The sequence below is a fragment of the Kribbella voronezhensis genome (assembly GCF_004365175.1).
GTDB lineage: Bacteria > Actinomycetota > Actinomycetes > Propionibacteriales > Kribbellaceae > Kribbella > Kribbella voronezhensis.
The window spans coordinates 4,099,706-4,114,024 of sequence record NZ_SOCE01000001.1; the positions used below are offsets into that span (position 1 = coordinate 4,099,706).

The following is a 14,319-nucleotide window of genomic DNA, read 5'->3' on the forward strand; positions in this document are numbered from 1 at the left end:
CGGGCTCATCGCCCGCTCAATTCGCTGATTTCGGTGCCGAGCCGCTGCCGCAACTTGCCGAGGGCTCGCTGACTCCTGGTTCGGACCGTGCCGGAGCTGACGCCGAGGATCGTGGCGGTGTCCTCGACGCTGTGGTCCTCCCAATAGCGCAGTACGACGATCGCCCGGTCGCGGCCCGGCAGCTCGGCCAGCGCGCTGAACAGGGTCAGTCGCAGCGCGGTGTCCTCGCCGTGCCGGCCGCTGTCCGGTACTTCGGCGGTCGGTCGCTCCAGCCTTGTCCTGCGCTGGGAGGCGACGTAGGTGCGGACCATCACCGTGCGGCTGTAGGCGACCGGGTTGTCGGCGCGGCGGACCCTTGACCAGGAGGCGTACAGCTTGCCGAGCGTGGTCTGGGTCAGGTCCTCGGCCGCATGCCGGTCACCGGCCAGTAGATACGCCATCCGGAACAGTTGCGTACCGCGTGCGGCGGCGAATTCGCTGAACTCTTCGAGATCGGCACTCACGATCACCCTTCCGTCGCCGAACTGCTGTCGAAGGGGTAAGAGTCCGCGGTGCGCGGTCTTGTTGCAGTCGGTGCCGAGAAAGTTGCCGGCTCAGGGGCCGTAACTCCGAGGTGCCGAGCGCCGTTGGAGCAGCTAGGTACGAAGGATTGGGGAGTTCTTCGAGCTGTGAGGCAGTTGAGGCAACTATTCCCAATGGGGGCAATCCATGAGTTCGAATCTGCATGTCCGCCGTGCGTCGGAATTCGACGAGATCCCGCAGGTCGCCTACGCGCGCCCGGCGTCCATCGAGCAACTACAGGAGATCTGGGGCGCACTCGTCCACGAGGTCGCCACCGTCCAGGCCATCTCCACCGCCGCCGCCACGGCCCGCACCGACGAGTCCCGACTCGCCTACCTGAAACTCCTGGAAGCCGAAACCGCCGAAATGGCCGCCCTGGTAGAGGAGGCCCGCCCCAACTTCCTCAACGCCGCCAGCTGACGCTTGCCCTCCTGCGAGGTTTGCTCGGGTCGGCGCTGGTGGATGTGCGATTGCCGCAAACGAGCACCAGCCGATCCCAGCGGCTGCAACGGATAGCTCTCCCACGGGTGAACTACAACCTGGTGCCTCACGGGAAACGCTTGAGCAAGGCAGCGGAAGGTGCGACGGAGGAGCGCCGTGGCTGGGGGTGGGGAGCAGTGACGCAGGAGTTGCGTGGGTGGGTGACTACTGTGGTGTTCTCGTTCGGGAGGAGCTGGGATGCCGCTGTGGGCTGATCATGCGATCTGGTGGCATGTGTATCCGTTGGGGTTCACCGGCGCCGAGGCGACCGCGCCGGCGGGTCGGCGGGTCGTGCATCGCCTGCCGCGCCTGGAGAACTGGCTCGACTACGCGATCGAGTTGGGTTGCTCCGGCCTGCTCCTCGGCCCGGTCTTCGAGTCGGAGACGCACGGGTACGACACGGTCGACCACTTTCAGATCGATCCCCGGCTGGGTGATTACGCGGACTTCGACCGGCTCGTCGCGGCAGCCAAGGCGCGCGGCCTGCGCATAGTCCTGGACGGCGTGTTCAACCACGTCGCGAGATCGTTCGCGGCGAAGCCGGAGTGGTTCCGCCGCCACCCCGACGGCGCACAGGTCTTCTTCGAGGGCCATGAGCACCTGCTGGTCCTCAACCACGAGCTGCCTGAGATCCGCGAGTACGTGGTGGACGTGATGTGCCATTGGCTCGAGCGCGGCATCGACGGCTGGCGGCTCGACGCGGCGTACGCGGTGGCGCCGGAGTTCTGGGCGGGCGTGCTGGCGCAGGTGCGCGAACGTTACCCCGAGGCCTGGTTCGTCGGTGAGCTGATCCACGGCGACTACGCCGGCTATGCCGCGACGAGCACGCTCGACTCGGTCACGCAGTACGAGCTGTGGAAGGCGATCTGGAGTTCGCTGAACGACGGCAACTTCTTCGAGCTCGCCTACGCGCTGGAGCGCCACCAGGCCGTGGTCGACCCGATGGTGCCGCAGACGTTCGTCGGCAACCACGACGTCACCCGGATCGCCACGAAGCTCGACGACGACCGGCATCTCGGGCACGCGCTCGCGATCCTGTTCGGTGTCGCCGGGATCCCGAGCGTCTACTACGGCGACGAGCAGGCGATGACCGGACTCAAGGAGGACCGGGTCGGTGGTGACGACGCCGTCCGGCCCGAGTTCCCGGAGAAGCCGGACCAGCTCGCGGACGCCGACTGGACGACCTACCGGCTGCACCAGCGGCTGATCGGCGTACGGCGTCGCAACGCGTGGCTGACGCGGTCGCGGACGAAGGTCGTCCACCTGACGAACAAGGCGCTCGCCCTGCGATCTGGTGACGCACGCGGCCAGCTACTGCTGCTCCTGAACGTCGGCGACGAGGCCTACCACTTCCCGGTCGAAGTGGCGGGCCTCGTCATCGCTGCTCAACCAGACCATTCGCCGCTACCGGAGGAGCCGCTACTGGTCGCTCCGCACAGCTGGCGGATCCTGACGTCGCCCTAGCAGTCCTTCGAAGGCCTCGGTCAGTGCAGTGGTCGGGTCCGCATCGACAGTGCTTGCCCGGTAGGCGATGTGAGCATCGGGCCGTACTACGAGGCAGCCGGTGTCCGTGATCTCGCGAAGCCGGGCCCAGTCGCCGTACAGGTCCTCCAGGTCGCGGCCGGGACCGATCACGAACGGCTCGAGCTCCACTCCGAGCTGTTCGGAGACGACCTCGGCGGCCTTGATCCAGGCGTCACCGCCGATGCCTGTGAGCAAGGTGAAACGACCCTTGCCGACCACGTCGAGCGTGCTCACGGTCTCGGTCCCGCGGGTCAGCCAGCAGTGCGGGATGCGTGCGCCGGGCCAGGTCGTCGGGTGGTAGTAGAGCTCAGGATCCTTATCGTACAAGGGTTCCGGCGTACCGTCCGGAATCACCGCCGCCGACTGGTAGCGCTGCCCGAGCTCCACCCCGTGCGCGTTGAACTCGTAGTCCTTGAGCTTGATCGCCTCCCGCAGTTCCTCCCGCTGGGCGGCGCCTTCGGCCGTGTCGTCCTTGCGCGAGTCGATCGTCCGCCCGGCCGGGGCGTCCGGCGTCATCCCGAGCGCGCGGAAGATCTGACCGAACTGGGTGCGACTCTTGTTCGCCCGATCGACGATCTGCTTGGCGATCGGCGCGCGCTCCGCGTCGTACGTGTCGAGCAATCGAGGCGAGGCCTGGCCTTTGAGGACGAGCGCCAGCTTCCAGGCCAGGTTGTAGGCGTCCTGGATCGAGGTGTTCGAGCCGAGGCCGTTGCTCGGTGGGTGCCGGTGGATCGCGTCGCCCATGCAGAACACCCGGCCTACCGACGTCTGCTCGGCGTACATGTGATTGACGCTCCAGACCGACGTGCCCTTGAGCTTGACGTCGATGGTGTCGTCGCCGACCAGGTTGTGCACGATCTCGGTCGCCATCGCCTCGTCGACCACGGGCGCGGGCTGGCTGATGTCGTAGCCCCAGACGACCAGCCACTCGTTCCACGGCCGGACCATCCTGACCAGGCCGGCGCCGATCCCGCCGATCTGGGCACCCGGCTGGAGCACCCAGTAGAGCACGCTCGGCCGGTGCGCGACGTACTTCGACAGGTCGGCCTCGAAGACGATGTTCATCGAGCCTTCGAGATCCATCGCGCCCGCCATCGGCAACCCGATGTCCTGGGCAACCTTGCTCCGGCCGCCGTCCGCGCCGATCAGGTACTTCGCCCGGATCTCGTACTCCGAACCGCTCAGCCGGTCCCGCACTCTCGCGGTGACGCCGTCCGCGTCCTGCGTCAGCGACAAGTACTCCGTGTCGAAGCGGATCCGGGCACCGCGGGCGGCCGCGGTACTGACCAGGATCGGCTCGAACAACGTCTGCGGCAGGTCGCACGGCAACGTCGGCGACGCCTCGGTGTAGTCCGCGAGCCGCTGCGGATGCGTGCCCCAGGTACGGATCCGGCCGATCTCCTCACCGGCGAGGCTGGTGCAGAAGGCCGTCTGGCCCATCAGTTCGTGCGAGGTCCCCTTGCCGGTGATCTCGTCCTCGATGCCCATGTCGCGCATCAGTTCGACCGTGCGCTGGTTGGTGATGTGGGCGCGCGGGGTGTTCGCAGTCCAGCGGTAGCGAGTCAGGACGACGTTGTCGATGCCGTAGCTGGACAGGAACAGCGAGGCGGCCCCACCCGCCGGGCCACTTCCGATGATCAGGACATCGGTCTCGAATCCTTCGGTCATAGCGCGTGAGTCTCCTCGGTGGTGGCGACCACGAGGTCGTACCGGACCGTGCTGAAAGGCTGCTGGAGCTCACGGCCGTCCGGAGCGGTCCCGGCCGGATGCTCGGTGAACTCGGCGATCAGCGAGTCCTTCACGCCGAACACGGCGTCGTCGTGCAGATGCTCGTCCCCGGCCGCGAACACATGTGTGATCAGCCGGGAGAACCCAGGCGCGGTCACCATGAAGTGGATGTGCGCAGGCCGCATCGGTCCGCGACCGCCGGCCCGGAGCAACTCGCCGACGGGTCCGTCGTCGGGGATCGGGTAGGCGACCGGGCGGACCGCCCAGAACGAATAGTTGCCCGCGGCATCCGTTGTCAGATGCCCACGGTTCTGCGGGCCGTCGGTGTCCTTCTGTACGTCGTAGAAGCCGTCTTCGTCGGCCTGCCAGGTCTCCACCAGTGCACCCGCGATCGGCCGGCCCTCGGTGTCCAGGACCCGCCCGCTCACCAGGCACGGCTGTCCGGGAGCCCCGTTGGACAAATCGCCGCCGAGTTCGATCTCCGGCGATCCCTCGACGAAGAAGGGCCCGAAGACGGTCGACTCGGTGACGCCCGGCGGAGTCCGGTTGGCGAGTCCGACGGTCAGCATCGACAGGCCCAGCACGTCGGACAGCAGGACGAATTCCTGCCGGGTGCCGGTCGACTTGTGTCCGGTTCGGGTGAGGAAGTCGATGCCCTTGAACCATTCCTCCTCGGTCAGATCGACTTCCCGGGCGAACGCGTGCAGGTGCCGGACCAGCGCGCCCATCACGACCTTGGTGCGGTCATCGGGGCTGCCGTCGAAGCTCGCCACCACCGCGTCGGTCAGGTCTTTGCCTTCCAGGTCCATCCAGTTGCTCCTCATGCCTCGATGACCATCGCGAGGCCTTGGCCGACGCCGATGCACAGCGTCGCCAGGCCGTAGCCGCCACCACGCCGGCGCAACTCGTGCGCGAGCGTGGTCAGAATCCTGGTACCGGAGCTGCCGAGGGGATGCCCCAGCGCGATCGCTCCGCCGTTCACGTTCACCTTCTCGCGGTCCAGCTCGGGCCATTCCCCCAAGCAGGCAAGGCTTTGCGCCGCATACGCCTCGTTGAGTTCGACGAGCGTCAGGTCGTCCCAGCCGATCCCGGCCTTGGCCAGTGCCTTGCGCGACGCCTCGACCGGACCGATCCCGAAGTACTGGGGTTCGACCCCGTGCACCGCCCGGCTGACGATCCGCGCCAGCGGCGCGATCCCGAGCCCCTGCGCTGTCGCCTCATCGGCAATCAGTACTGCGGAAGCTCCGTCGTTCAGTGTCGACGAGTTTCCGGCCGTCACCGTGCCGCCCTCTTTGAAGGCCGGCCTGAGCTTCGCCATCACCTCAGGGGTGCCGCCGTCGCGGATCGACTCGTCCCGTTCCAGGGCGCCGGCTCCTCGGGGGAGGATGGGCGCCAGGTGCTCCCACGGAACGACCTCGTCCTCGAATCTGCCGGCTGCCCAAGCCTTTCCGGCCTTCTCGTGGCTCTCCAGCGCGAAGAGGTCCTGCGCCTCGCGCTCGACGTGATAGCGCTCGGCCAGTAGTTCGGTCGCCTCGCCGAGGGAGATCGTCCACTCCGTCGGCATCCGCGGGTTGATCAGTCGCCAGCCGAGTGAGGTCGACTCCGCGGTGACGCTTCCGTGCGGGAACGCCCTGTCCGGCTTGGGTAGGACCCACGGTGCCCGGCTCATCGACTCCACGCCGCCGGCGATCACCAGCTTCGCGTCGCCGGTCTCGATCGCGCGGGCCGCCTGGATCGCTGCCTCCAGTCCGGAGCCGCAGAGCCGGTTGACCGTCGTACCGGGAGTGCTCGTCGGGAAGCCGGCCAGCAGGGCCGCCATCCGGGCGACATCGCGATTCTCTTCACCGGCGCCGTTGGCGTTGCCGAGGAAGATGTCCTCGACCGTCGCAGGGTCGAGCCCGGGGTTGCGGAGGAGGAGCTCCTGCAACGTCACGGCCGCCAGGTCGTCCGGCCGCCCCCCGGACAACGCGCCCCCAAGCTTCCCGACAGGCGTCCGCACGGCGTCCAGCAGGTAGGCGGATTTCATCGGGTGCCTCCTTCAGGTCTGGTACCCGACCAAGCGCGCAGGAGGATGTCGGTGATGACCTTCTTGTCCTCCTCGGGATGGGCTGCCGCGAACCTGTCGGCTGCGTCGCGAGCCTGGTCCTCGGTCAATCCGAGCTCTTTCAGGCTGGTCGGCACCCGCGCCTCGGTGAACAGGTCGAAGAGTCCAGCGGCCAGGTCCTCGGCCTTGAGTGCGGCTTCGAGTCTTTGCTTCGCCCGTCCGATCGCCTTGTGTCGCGCGACCTGCGGAAGGACAGCGGCATGCGTCTCGGCGTGGGGCAGGTTGTAGGCGCCCCCGAGCAGGTGGCAGAGCTTGTGGTGGATCCCGGTCCCCGCACTAGCCAAAGCCGAGCCGGCCAGCGAGGCGCCGTACAGAAGGTTGCTGCGGGCATCTAAATCCGTCGGCATGGTGAGGACGGCTTGCAGGCCTTCGCGGAGAGCCCGGACTCCTTCTACCGCGGTGACTTCGGTGATCGGGTCGGCCTTGGCAGTCCAGGTCGCTTCGACACAGTGGGCCAACGCGTTGGCGACGCTGGCAGCGGTGATGTCGAGGGGGAGTCGCCGACTCAGCAACGGATCGTAGACAACGGTCTTCGGCAGTACTGCGAGGTCGGTGCCCGTCGTCTTGTCGCCGTCTGCCGTCTCGCCCCACACCGGTGTCATCTCAGAACCGGCGTAGGTGGTCGGGATCGCGATGATCGGCAGCTGGGAGGTCAGCGCGATCGCCTTCGCCAGGCCGATCGCCGAACCGCCGCCGATCGCGATGATGCCCGTTGCATCAACCTCTCTGGCTTTGGCGCGAGCAGCCTCCGCTCGCTCCGCCGGGACGTGCTGCTTCACTCCGTCGATGCGGCCGGCGAACCGGTCCTGCAATGCAAGTTCGAGCAGATCCGCCTCGTTGCGCACCGATTTCGTGGCGATCAACAGCACTTTGGCGATCTTGAGCAGGTCCACCTCGTTCGGGACATTGTCCAACGCGCCAGGGCCGAGCACGATCCGGCTCGGCAGTCCGACGTGTACGAAGGGCTCAGGCATCGGCGGTCTCCCGGTTGCGGAGGCTGCGCAGGGCGGCCAGTTCGGTCTCGGTCGGGGGAGGGACGTCTTGGATGCCGTCGGCAACCTTCAGCTGCCAGCCGGTCGCTTCGCGAGCAGCCTCGACGGTCACGCCTTGATGCAGGCGCGTCATCGTCAACTCGTTGGTCTCCGGATCCGGCTCCAGTACGCCGTAATCGGTGATCACCAAGGTCGGCCCAGCACCCCTCGGCCCGTCACCCGTTAGCCCGGCACCCGTTAGCCCAGCACCCATCGGCCCGGCGCCCGTTAGCCCGGTACCCATCGGCCCGGCGCCCGTTGGCCCGGTACCCATCGGCCCGGCGCCCGTTGGCCCGGCACCCATCGGCCCGGCGCCCATCGGACTGGCGGCGGTTGGCCCGGTGCCGGCTGGACCGGCGATCCGGTCATCGCCGTTGGGGGTGCGACGCTCTCGGCCGGTCGGGCCGTAGCCGACCGAGGAGACGAAGTCGACCTGTTCGACGAACGTCCGTGGCGACTGCTTCACGATCACGATCACCCGGCCCGCCGCGGCCGCTATCTCCGGCGCGCCACCCGCACCGGGCAGCCTGGTGGTCGGATGGGCGTGGCTTCCGATGACGGTCGTGTTGATGTTGCCGAACCGGTCGATCTGCGCGGCCCCCAGGAACCCGACGTCGATCCGCCCGGCGCCCACCCAGAAATTGAACATCTCGGGGACGGACACCACCGCGATCGCGGTCGCGGCCAGATCGTCGTCCCCGATCGACAGCGGCAGCCGCCTGGGCTTCGCGTCGATCGCGCCCGACTCGTAGACCAGCCGGCAGTTCGGCGCGTGTGTCCGCCGGGCCAGATTCGCCGCCAGGTTGGGTGGTCCGACCCCGACCAGACAGACGTCGCCGTTCTTCAGCTCACGTGCCGCGGCGACATTCATCATGTCGGCGCTGTCCCAGTCAGACATGCGTGTCCTCTTTCCCCGCGGGAAGCCCGTTGGCGGCAGCCCAGTCCAGGAAGGCCTCGCGATCGCGGGAGATCTTGTCCCACTCCAGATAGAAGTCGTTGTCGCGCACCGAGTAGCCGGCCGCATACGAAGGCCAGGCGCCGTTCGGTACCACGCAAACAGCTGCCAGCACCCAGTTCGGCAGAATCACCGCGCCGGTGTGCTCTGGGAAGTTGTCGACCACTTCCTCCACCGTGACGATCGCGCGCTTGGCCGCCAACGCCGCTTCTCGCTGCACGCCGGTGATACCCCAGAGCATCACGTTGCCATCGCGGTCCGCGAGCTGTGCGTGGATCACCGTGACGTCCGGGTTCACAGCGCGTACGGCGGCCAGCTCCTCTCCGGTGAACGGGCAGGTGACCCGGGAGATGATGTCGCGCTGCTCCTCGAGATCCGTGCCGCGGTAGCCGCGCAGTACGGCGAAGGGCAGGCGGGCGGCTCCGGCGGAGTACGCATTGGCGAGCCCTGCGTGGCTGTGCTCCTGTACTGCGAGTCGGTGCGGCCAGTGGTTCTCCACCGCGTCGCGAAGCCGGTGGAGCGAGCCGACGCCCGGGTTGCCGCCGTAGGAGAACACCAGCTTGTCAGCGACGCCCAGACCGATCAGCTGGTCGTACACCAGGTCCGGCGTCATCCGCACCAGGGTCAGCTGCCGCCGCCCCTGCCGCGCGATCTCGTGGGCTGCGGCGAACGGGATCAGGTGCGTGAAGCCTTCGAGCGCGACGGTGTCGCCGTCGTGCACGTGCTCGGCAATGGCATCAGCCAGCGGAACTGTCATAGCTGGACGCGGCTCCCTGTTCTCGGTTACCGTCTGAGTAGATTTCGCTCAGCGAAAAGTTTTTCTTTCAACGAAAAGAGCGTAGCTGATGGCTGCTGAGGCGTCTATGGGGACTTTCCTGCAGGGGCTCGAGCGTGGGCTGGCGGTGATCCGGGCGTTCTCGGCGGATGCGCCGTCGCTGACGCTGAGCGAAGTGGCCAGAGATGTGGGCATCACTCCGGCCACTGCCCGGCGGATCTTGCTGACGCTGGAAGAGCTCGGCTATGTGCGCAGCGACGGGCGGCGGTTCTCGCTGACGCCGCGGGTGCTGGCGCTGGGCTGGGCGTACCTGTCATCCCTGGACCTCGGCGACATCGCCGGCCCGTTCATGGAGGAGCTGAGCGCCAAGACGCGGGAGTCGTGCTCGATAGCGACGCTGGACCTGCCCGACATCGTCTACGTCGCCCGGGTGCCCACCAGCCGGATCATGACGGTCGCGCTGGGCGTGGGGGCGCGCCTCCCGGCGTACGCGACTTCTATGGGGCGAGTGCTGCTCGCGGGGCTGCCGGAGGAGGAGCTGTCCGCGTACCTGGAGTCACTGGAGGCTGAGGCGCATACGGAGCACACGGTGACGTCGGCAGACGAGCTGCGGGAGGTGGTGGCCCGCGCCGGGGTCGACGGGTATGCGCTGGTGGATCAGGAGCTGGAGCTGGGACTGCGGTCGATCGCAGTACCGATCAGAGACTCCCGTGGCCGACCGGTGGCCGCACTGAACGTCTCGGCCCACGCATCCCGAACGTCACGAGCAGCCCTCCGTTCCGACGTACTGCACCCTCTACAGGAGTGCGCGGAAAGCATCAGCACCGCGCTACGCCGCCGCGGCCGGATCTGACCGCAGCGACGCGTGCCGACGTCAGTCGGTCTGGGTGACCTTGCGGAGGCCGCGGGGGGCGTCGGGGTCGAGGCCGAGCTTGCGGGCCAGGGCCTCGATGGCGCGTTGGGCGGGGATCACCAGGGCGAGCGGGGACAGCGTCTCCGGCAGGTCCGGGCCGGGTAGGTTCACGTCGCAGCGGGAGGCGAAGGTCGCGTCGCCGCCGATACCGAGGATCTTGCTGCCCTTCTCGCGCACGATCGCGGCCAGCTCGGTCATCCCTGGCAGTGCGGGCCCGTCGGCGGCCGCGACGAGGATGGTGACCAGGTCCGCGTCGACGACGGCGATCGGGCCGTGCTTGAGGTCGGCGTACGAGAGTCCGCGGACCGGCTGCAGGCAGGTCTCCTCGAGCTTGAGGGCCACCTCGAGCGTCGTACCGAAGGTGAGGCCGCGACCGCTGGACAGTACGTCGTGCGCACCGGCGAGCAGGTCGGCGGCGGCCTCGACCGAGCCCTCGAGCATCTTCGCGGCTGCGTCCGGAACCCGGGCGATGTCGGCGTCGAGCGTGCCCGGCTTCTGCGCCAGCGCGTCGACGGCGACAGTGATCGCGGCCAGCTGCGTGGTGTAGGTCTTGGTCGCCGGGACCGCGAGTTCCTTGCCGGCCTGGGTGATCAGCGCGACGTCGGCGGTCGAGGCCAGCGGGCTGTCGCCGTCGTTGGTGATGCCGACGACGGCCGCGCCGTTGCGCTTGGCCCACTCGGCCGTGTCGACGATCTCCTGGGTGGCACCGGACTGGCTGACCGCGACGACCAGGGAGTTCGACAGGTCGAGGTTGGCGCCGTACAGGGTGGCGACCGACGGTGCCGCCAGGGACGCCTGCCGGCCGGCGTGGATCTCGGTCAGGTAGCGCCCGTAGACGCCCGCGTTGTCGGACGATCCGCGGGCCACGAAGATCACGTTCCGGCGCCCCGCGGCCAGCCGGGTGACGTCGTGGCGCAACGGCAGCAGAGAATCGAAGGTCGCGGCCAGCGCCGCGGGCTGTTCGGCGATCTCGCGGGCCATCTGGGTTGCCGGGGCGGGGACGGGCGTTGACACCACAACGATCACTGGTCCTATCTGGTCTTAACAGGTATGATGCGCACGATAGCAGTGCGCGGCGTACCGGGGCACCCCCTGTGTGGCCGCCCAGGTCTGGAGGATCGAGATTCGATGGTGGCTACCAAGCGGGCCCAGGTCCGATCGGTGCTCGAACGGCTGATCGACGTCGAGCTGCACCCGGGTGACCCGATCCCCTCCGAGCGTGCCCTGGTGGACAAACTGAACGTCTCCCGGGTCACCGTCCGGCAGGCGATCAGTGACCTGGTCGAGTCCGGCGCGCTGGAGCGCGTGCACGGCAAGGGCACCTTCGTCACCGGTCCTCAGGTCGACTCGCAGCTGCACCTCACCTCGTTCTCCCGGGAGATGCGGGCCCGCGGGCTCGAGCCGGGCACGGTGGTGCTGTCGGCGACCGAGATCGAGGCCTCCGACGAGACGGCCAAGGGCCTGCGCGTTCCGAAGGGCACCAAGGTGATCCGGGTCGAGCGGCTGCGCACCGCCGACGCCTCGCCGATGGCGTACGAGATCGGCTACTACCCGTCCGCGCTCTTCCCCGGCCTGCTCGGCCGCGAGCTCGGCACCCTGTACGACGTCTTCGCCAGCGAGTACGACGTCGTCGTCACCTCGGGTGAGCAGACCGTCCGGGCGGACAACGCCGACGGTCATGTCGCCCGGGTCCTCGGTGTGGCCAGGCGGGCACCCCTGCTGGTCCTCGAGCGCACCACCTTCGCCGGCCGTAAGGTCGTCGAACTGTCCTGGTCGGCCTACCGGGCCGACCGTTATCGCCTGCACATGGCCCTGACACCGCGTGGCCCGCGGACCGGATCGGCCTGATTCCCCGGTGCCGGTGACGCAACAGAGCCGACCCGGCGCCGCAACGAACTGGATCAGTCCTCTTCATGAACTGGTCTCTCAGCCAGCTGTTCGCTCCCCGGCTACCTGGCCGGCCCGGCAAGGAGGCCGCCGCGTACGACGACGTACGCGACGGTGATACTGGAGCTCGACCCACACGTTCTTTTGCTGTGAGGAGTACCGCGAGACATGCCTATTGCCACCCCTGAGGTCTACGCCGAGATGCTGGACAAGGCCAAGCAGAACAGCTTCGCCTACCCGGCCATCAACGTCAGCTCGTCGCAGACGCTGACCGCCGCGATCCGCGGTTTCGCCGAGGCGGGCTCGGACGGCATCGTCCAGGTCTCCACCGGCGGCGCGGAGTACCTGTCCGGCTCGACCGTGAAGAACATGGTCACCGGTTCGGTCGCGCTGGCGGCGTACGCGCACGAGGTCGCGAAGAACTACAACGTGAACATCGCGCTGCACACCGACCACTGCCCCAAGGACAAGCTGGACGGCTTCGTCCGGCCGCTGCTGGAGATCTCCGCCGAGCGGGTCGCCCGCGGCGAGAACCCGCTGTTCCAGTCGCACATGTGGGACGGTTCCGCGGTGCCGCTGGAGGAGAACCTCGAGATCGCCAAGGAGCTGCTGGCCAAGGCCGCCGCGGCCAAGATCGTGCTCGAGATCGAGGTGGGCGTCGTCGGTGGTGAGGAGGACGGCGTCGCGAACGAGATCAACGAGAAGCTCTACACCACCGTCGAGGACGGCCTGGCCACGGTCGAGGCGCTCGGCACCGGCGAGCACGGCCGCTACCTGACCGCGCTGACCTTCGGCAACGTGCACGGCGTCTACAAGCCGGGCTCGGTGAAGCTGCGGCCGGAGATCCTCAAGCAGATCCAGGACCAGGTCGGCGCCAAGGTCGGCAAGGAGCGTCCGTTCGACCTCGTCTTCCACGGTGGCTCCGGCTCGACGCTGGAAGAGATCCGGGCAGCGGTCGACCACGGCGTGATCAAGATGAACGTCGACACCGACACGCAGTACGCGTTCTCTCGTCCGGTCGCCGGGCACATGTTCACCAACTACGACGGTGTGCTGAAGATCGACGGCGAGGTCGGCAACAAGAAGGCCTACGACCCGCGCGCCTGGGGCAAGGCCGCCGAGGCGGGCATGGCCAAGCGCGTAGCCGAGGCCTGCGAGAACCTCCGCTCCACCGGCACCTCCCTCCTCGCCTGACCCACCCCACCCGGCAGCCTCGTCCACCTACTCATCGGTGGACGGGCTGCCTGTAACGCAGCACCCGCGCGAACTCAGCACCTGCGCGAGCAGAATCTCAGCCGCTCGCGGTTACAACGGCTCCATCGAGAGTGCCCGTCACCTTGTGTGGCGGGCACTTTGTTGCCCGCGCAGGTCGCGGTGCCCTCACCCGCTTGGGAGCGACGGGTGGCGAGCGCTGGGGCCTGTGGGTTGGGTGTGGGTCGGGTGCGGAGCGCCGGCAGAGAAGGGGTCGCTCTCCTATCGTCAGGGCATGGCGTCTTTGAAGTCTGCTGTCTGGATTCCGTTGTTCGACGAATTGGCCGATGCGCGCGTGGTCGCCGAGTTGGCCGCGAGTGCTGAGGAAGCGGGGTGGGACGGGCTGTTCGTGTGGGACCACGTGCGCTGGCGGGAGCCGGTGCGCGCGGTCGCCGACCCGTGGGTCGCGCTCACCGCCGCCGCGATGGCGACCGAGACCTTGCGGCTCGGGCCGATGGTGACGCCACTGGCGCGGCGGCGACCTGCCGTCGTCGGCCGGCAGACCGCGACCCTCGACGTACTGAGTGGAGGGCGGCTGACCCTCGGCGTCGGCATCGGCAGTGACCGGTTCGGTGCGGAGTTCAGCCGCTTCGGCGACGAGGTCGACGACCGCAAACGCGCCGAACTGACCGATGAGTCCCTCAGCATCCTGCAGGCGGCGTGGTCGGGGGAGACCGTCCGTCATCGCACCGACAACTACATCGTCGACGACGTCGAGTTCCTGCCCAGGCCGGCGCAGGACGGCGGGGTGCCGATCTGGATCGCGGGCTTCCCGGGGAAGGTCCGGCCCCGGCGCCGGGCGGCGCGGTACGACGGGTTCTTCCCGGTCAACCTCACGCAACCGGATCAACTCGCAGAGGCGGTGGAAGGCGTTCAAGAGTTTCGTGAGGACCGCACCGCGCCGTACGACGTGGTGGTCGCGCTGCCGCCGGGCACGGACCCGCGGCCCTTTGCTGCCGAGGGCGCGACCTGGTGTCTGACCGAGTTCGACCAAGACAACATCCGTCGCTCGGAGGTCGCGGCAGTAGTTGCCGACGGCCCCTTCTCCGGAGAGCGCCAGTCGGTTGCGGGCCGGCATGAGGTGACACCTGCGGATATCTAGAGTTGCCA

At 68.2% G+C, this 14,319-nt stretch carries 14 protein-coding genes; 6 read left to right on the forward strand and 8 right to left on the reverse strand.

All coding sequences use genetic code 11. The annotated features are described in order from the left end of the window. Positions 1–5 precede the first annotated feature (5 nt). Entirely contained in the window at positions 6–503 is a 498-nt protein-coding gene (locus EV138_RS18980) for a SigE family RNA polymerase sigma factor (RefSeq protein ID WP_133980210.1), read from the reverse strand. Positions 504–708: 205 nt separating this feature from the next. Between EV138_RS18980 and EV138_RS18985 the strand changes: the two genes are divergently transcribed. Continuing rightward, a complete protein-coding gene (locus tag EV138_RS18985; RefSeq protein ID WP_133980211.1) occupies positions 709–981 on the forward strand; it encodes a hypothetical protein in 273 nt (90 codons plus the stop codon). A gap of 258 nt (positions 982–1,239) precedes the next feature. Next, entirely contained in the window at positions 1,240–2,505 is a 1,266-nt protein-coding gene (locus EV138_RS18990) for an alpha-amylase family glycosyl hydrolase (protein WP_133980212.1), read from the forward strand. Here EV138_RS18990 and EV138_RS18995 read toward each other — a convergent pair. Genes EV138_RS18995 through EV138_RS19025 form a run of 6 tightly spaced genes read right to left on the reverse strand, consistent with a single transcriptional unit; the run spans position 2,461 to position 9,140 of the window. Continuing rightward, a complete protein-coding gene (locus EV138_RS18995) occupies positions 2,461–4,233 on the reverse strand; it encodes an FAD-dependent oxidoreductase (RefSeq protein ID WP_133980213.1) in 1,773 nt (590 codons plus the stop codon). The genes EV138_RS18990 and EV138_RS18995 overlap by 45 nt on opposite strands. After that, positions 4,230–5,117: an intradiol ring-cleavage dioxygenase gene (locus tag EV138_RS19000; RefSeq protein WP_133980214.1), complete on the reverse strand. Its 888-nt coding sequence runs from the start codon at positions 5,115–5,117 to the stop codon at positions 4,230–4,232. The genes EV138_RS18995 and EV138_RS19000 overlap by 4 nt, the downstream gene beginning before the upstream one ends. Continuing rightward, a complete protein-coding gene (locus EV138_RS19005; protein ID WP_133980215.1) occupies positions 5,114–6,319 on the reverse strand; it encodes a thiolase family protein in 1,206 nt (401 codons plus the stop codon). Before EV138_RS19005 ends, EV138_RS19000 begins: the two co-directional genes overlap by 4 nt. Next, positions 6,316–7,371 carry a maleylacetate reductase gene (locus EV138_RS19010; protein WP_133980216.1) on the reverse strand — a complete coding sequence of 352 codons (1,056 nt, stop codon included), beginning with the start codon at positions 7,369–7,371 and terminating at the stop codon, positions 6,316–6,318. The genes EV138_RS19005 and EV138_RS19010 overlap by 4 nt, the downstream gene beginning before the upstream one ends. Then, the gene (locus EV138_RS38665; RefSeq protein ID WP_202866763.1) at positions 7,364–8,326 is read right to left on the reverse strand and encodes a CoA-transferase subunit beta; all 963 of its coding nucleotides are present in this window, start codon (positions 8,324–8,326) and stop codon (positions 7,364–7,366) included. The genes EV138_RS19010 and EV138_RS38665 overlap by 8 nt, the downstream gene beginning before the upstream one ends. After that, positions 8,319–9,140 (reverse strand): CoA transferase subunit A, encoded by an 822-nt coding sequence (locus tag EV138_RS19025; protein ID WP_133980217.1) that lies wholly within the window; start codon positions 9,138–9,140, stop codon positions 8,319–8,321. The genes EV138_RS38665 and EV138_RS19025 overlap by 8 nt, the downstream gene beginning before the upstream one ends. An 88-nt stretch (positions 9,141–9,228) precedes the next feature. Between EV138_RS19025 and EV138_RS19030 the strand changes: the two genes are divergently transcribed. Further along, a complete protein-coding gene (locus EV138_RS19030) occupies positions 9,229–10,011 on the forward strand; it encodes an IclR family transcriptional regulator domain-containing protein (protein ID WP_133980218.1) in 783 nt (260 codons plus the stop codon). Between the two features lie 21 nt (positions 10,012–10,032). On the opposite strand, the gene EV138_RS19035 is transcribed toward EV138_RS19030, so the two are convergent. Further along, positions 10,033–11,085 (reverse strand): SIS domain-containing protein, encoded by a 1,053-nt coding sequence (locus EV138_RS19035; protein ID WP_238158224.1) that lies wholly within the window; start codon positions 11,083–11,085, stop codon positions 10,033–10,035. Positions 11,086–11,199: 114 nt separating this feature from the next. On the opposite strand from EV138_RS19035, the gene EV138_RS19040 reads away from it, so the two are divergent. The 3 genes from EV138_RS19040 to EV138_RS19050 all read left to right on the forward strand — a co-directional run bounded on the left by EV138_RS19040 (position 11,200) and on the right by EV138_RS19050 (position 14,311). Beyond that, on the forward strand, positions 11,200–11,919 hold the full coding sequence (locus EV138_RS19040) for a GntR family transcriptional regulator (protein WP_112248548.1): 720 nt from the start codon (positions 11,200–11,202) through the stop codon (positions 11,917–11,919). 207 nt (positions 11,920–12,126) lie between these two features. Next, the gene (gene fbaA, locus EV138_RS19045) at positions 12,127–13,152 is read left to right on the forward strand and encodes a class II fructose-bisphosphate aldolase (RefSeq protein ID WP_133980219.1); all 1,026 of its coding nucleotides are present in this window, start codon (positions 12,127–12,129) and stop codon (positions 13,150–13,152) included. A gap of 292 nt (positions 13,153–13,444) precedes the next feature. Beyond that, complete coding sequence (locus tag EV138_RS19050) at positions 13,445–14,311, forward strand: LLM class flavin-dependent oxidoreductase (RefSeq protein ID WP_133980220.1); 867 nt, start codon at positions 13,445–13,447, stop codon at positions 14,309–14,311. Positions 14,312–14,319 lie beyond the last annotated feature (8 nt).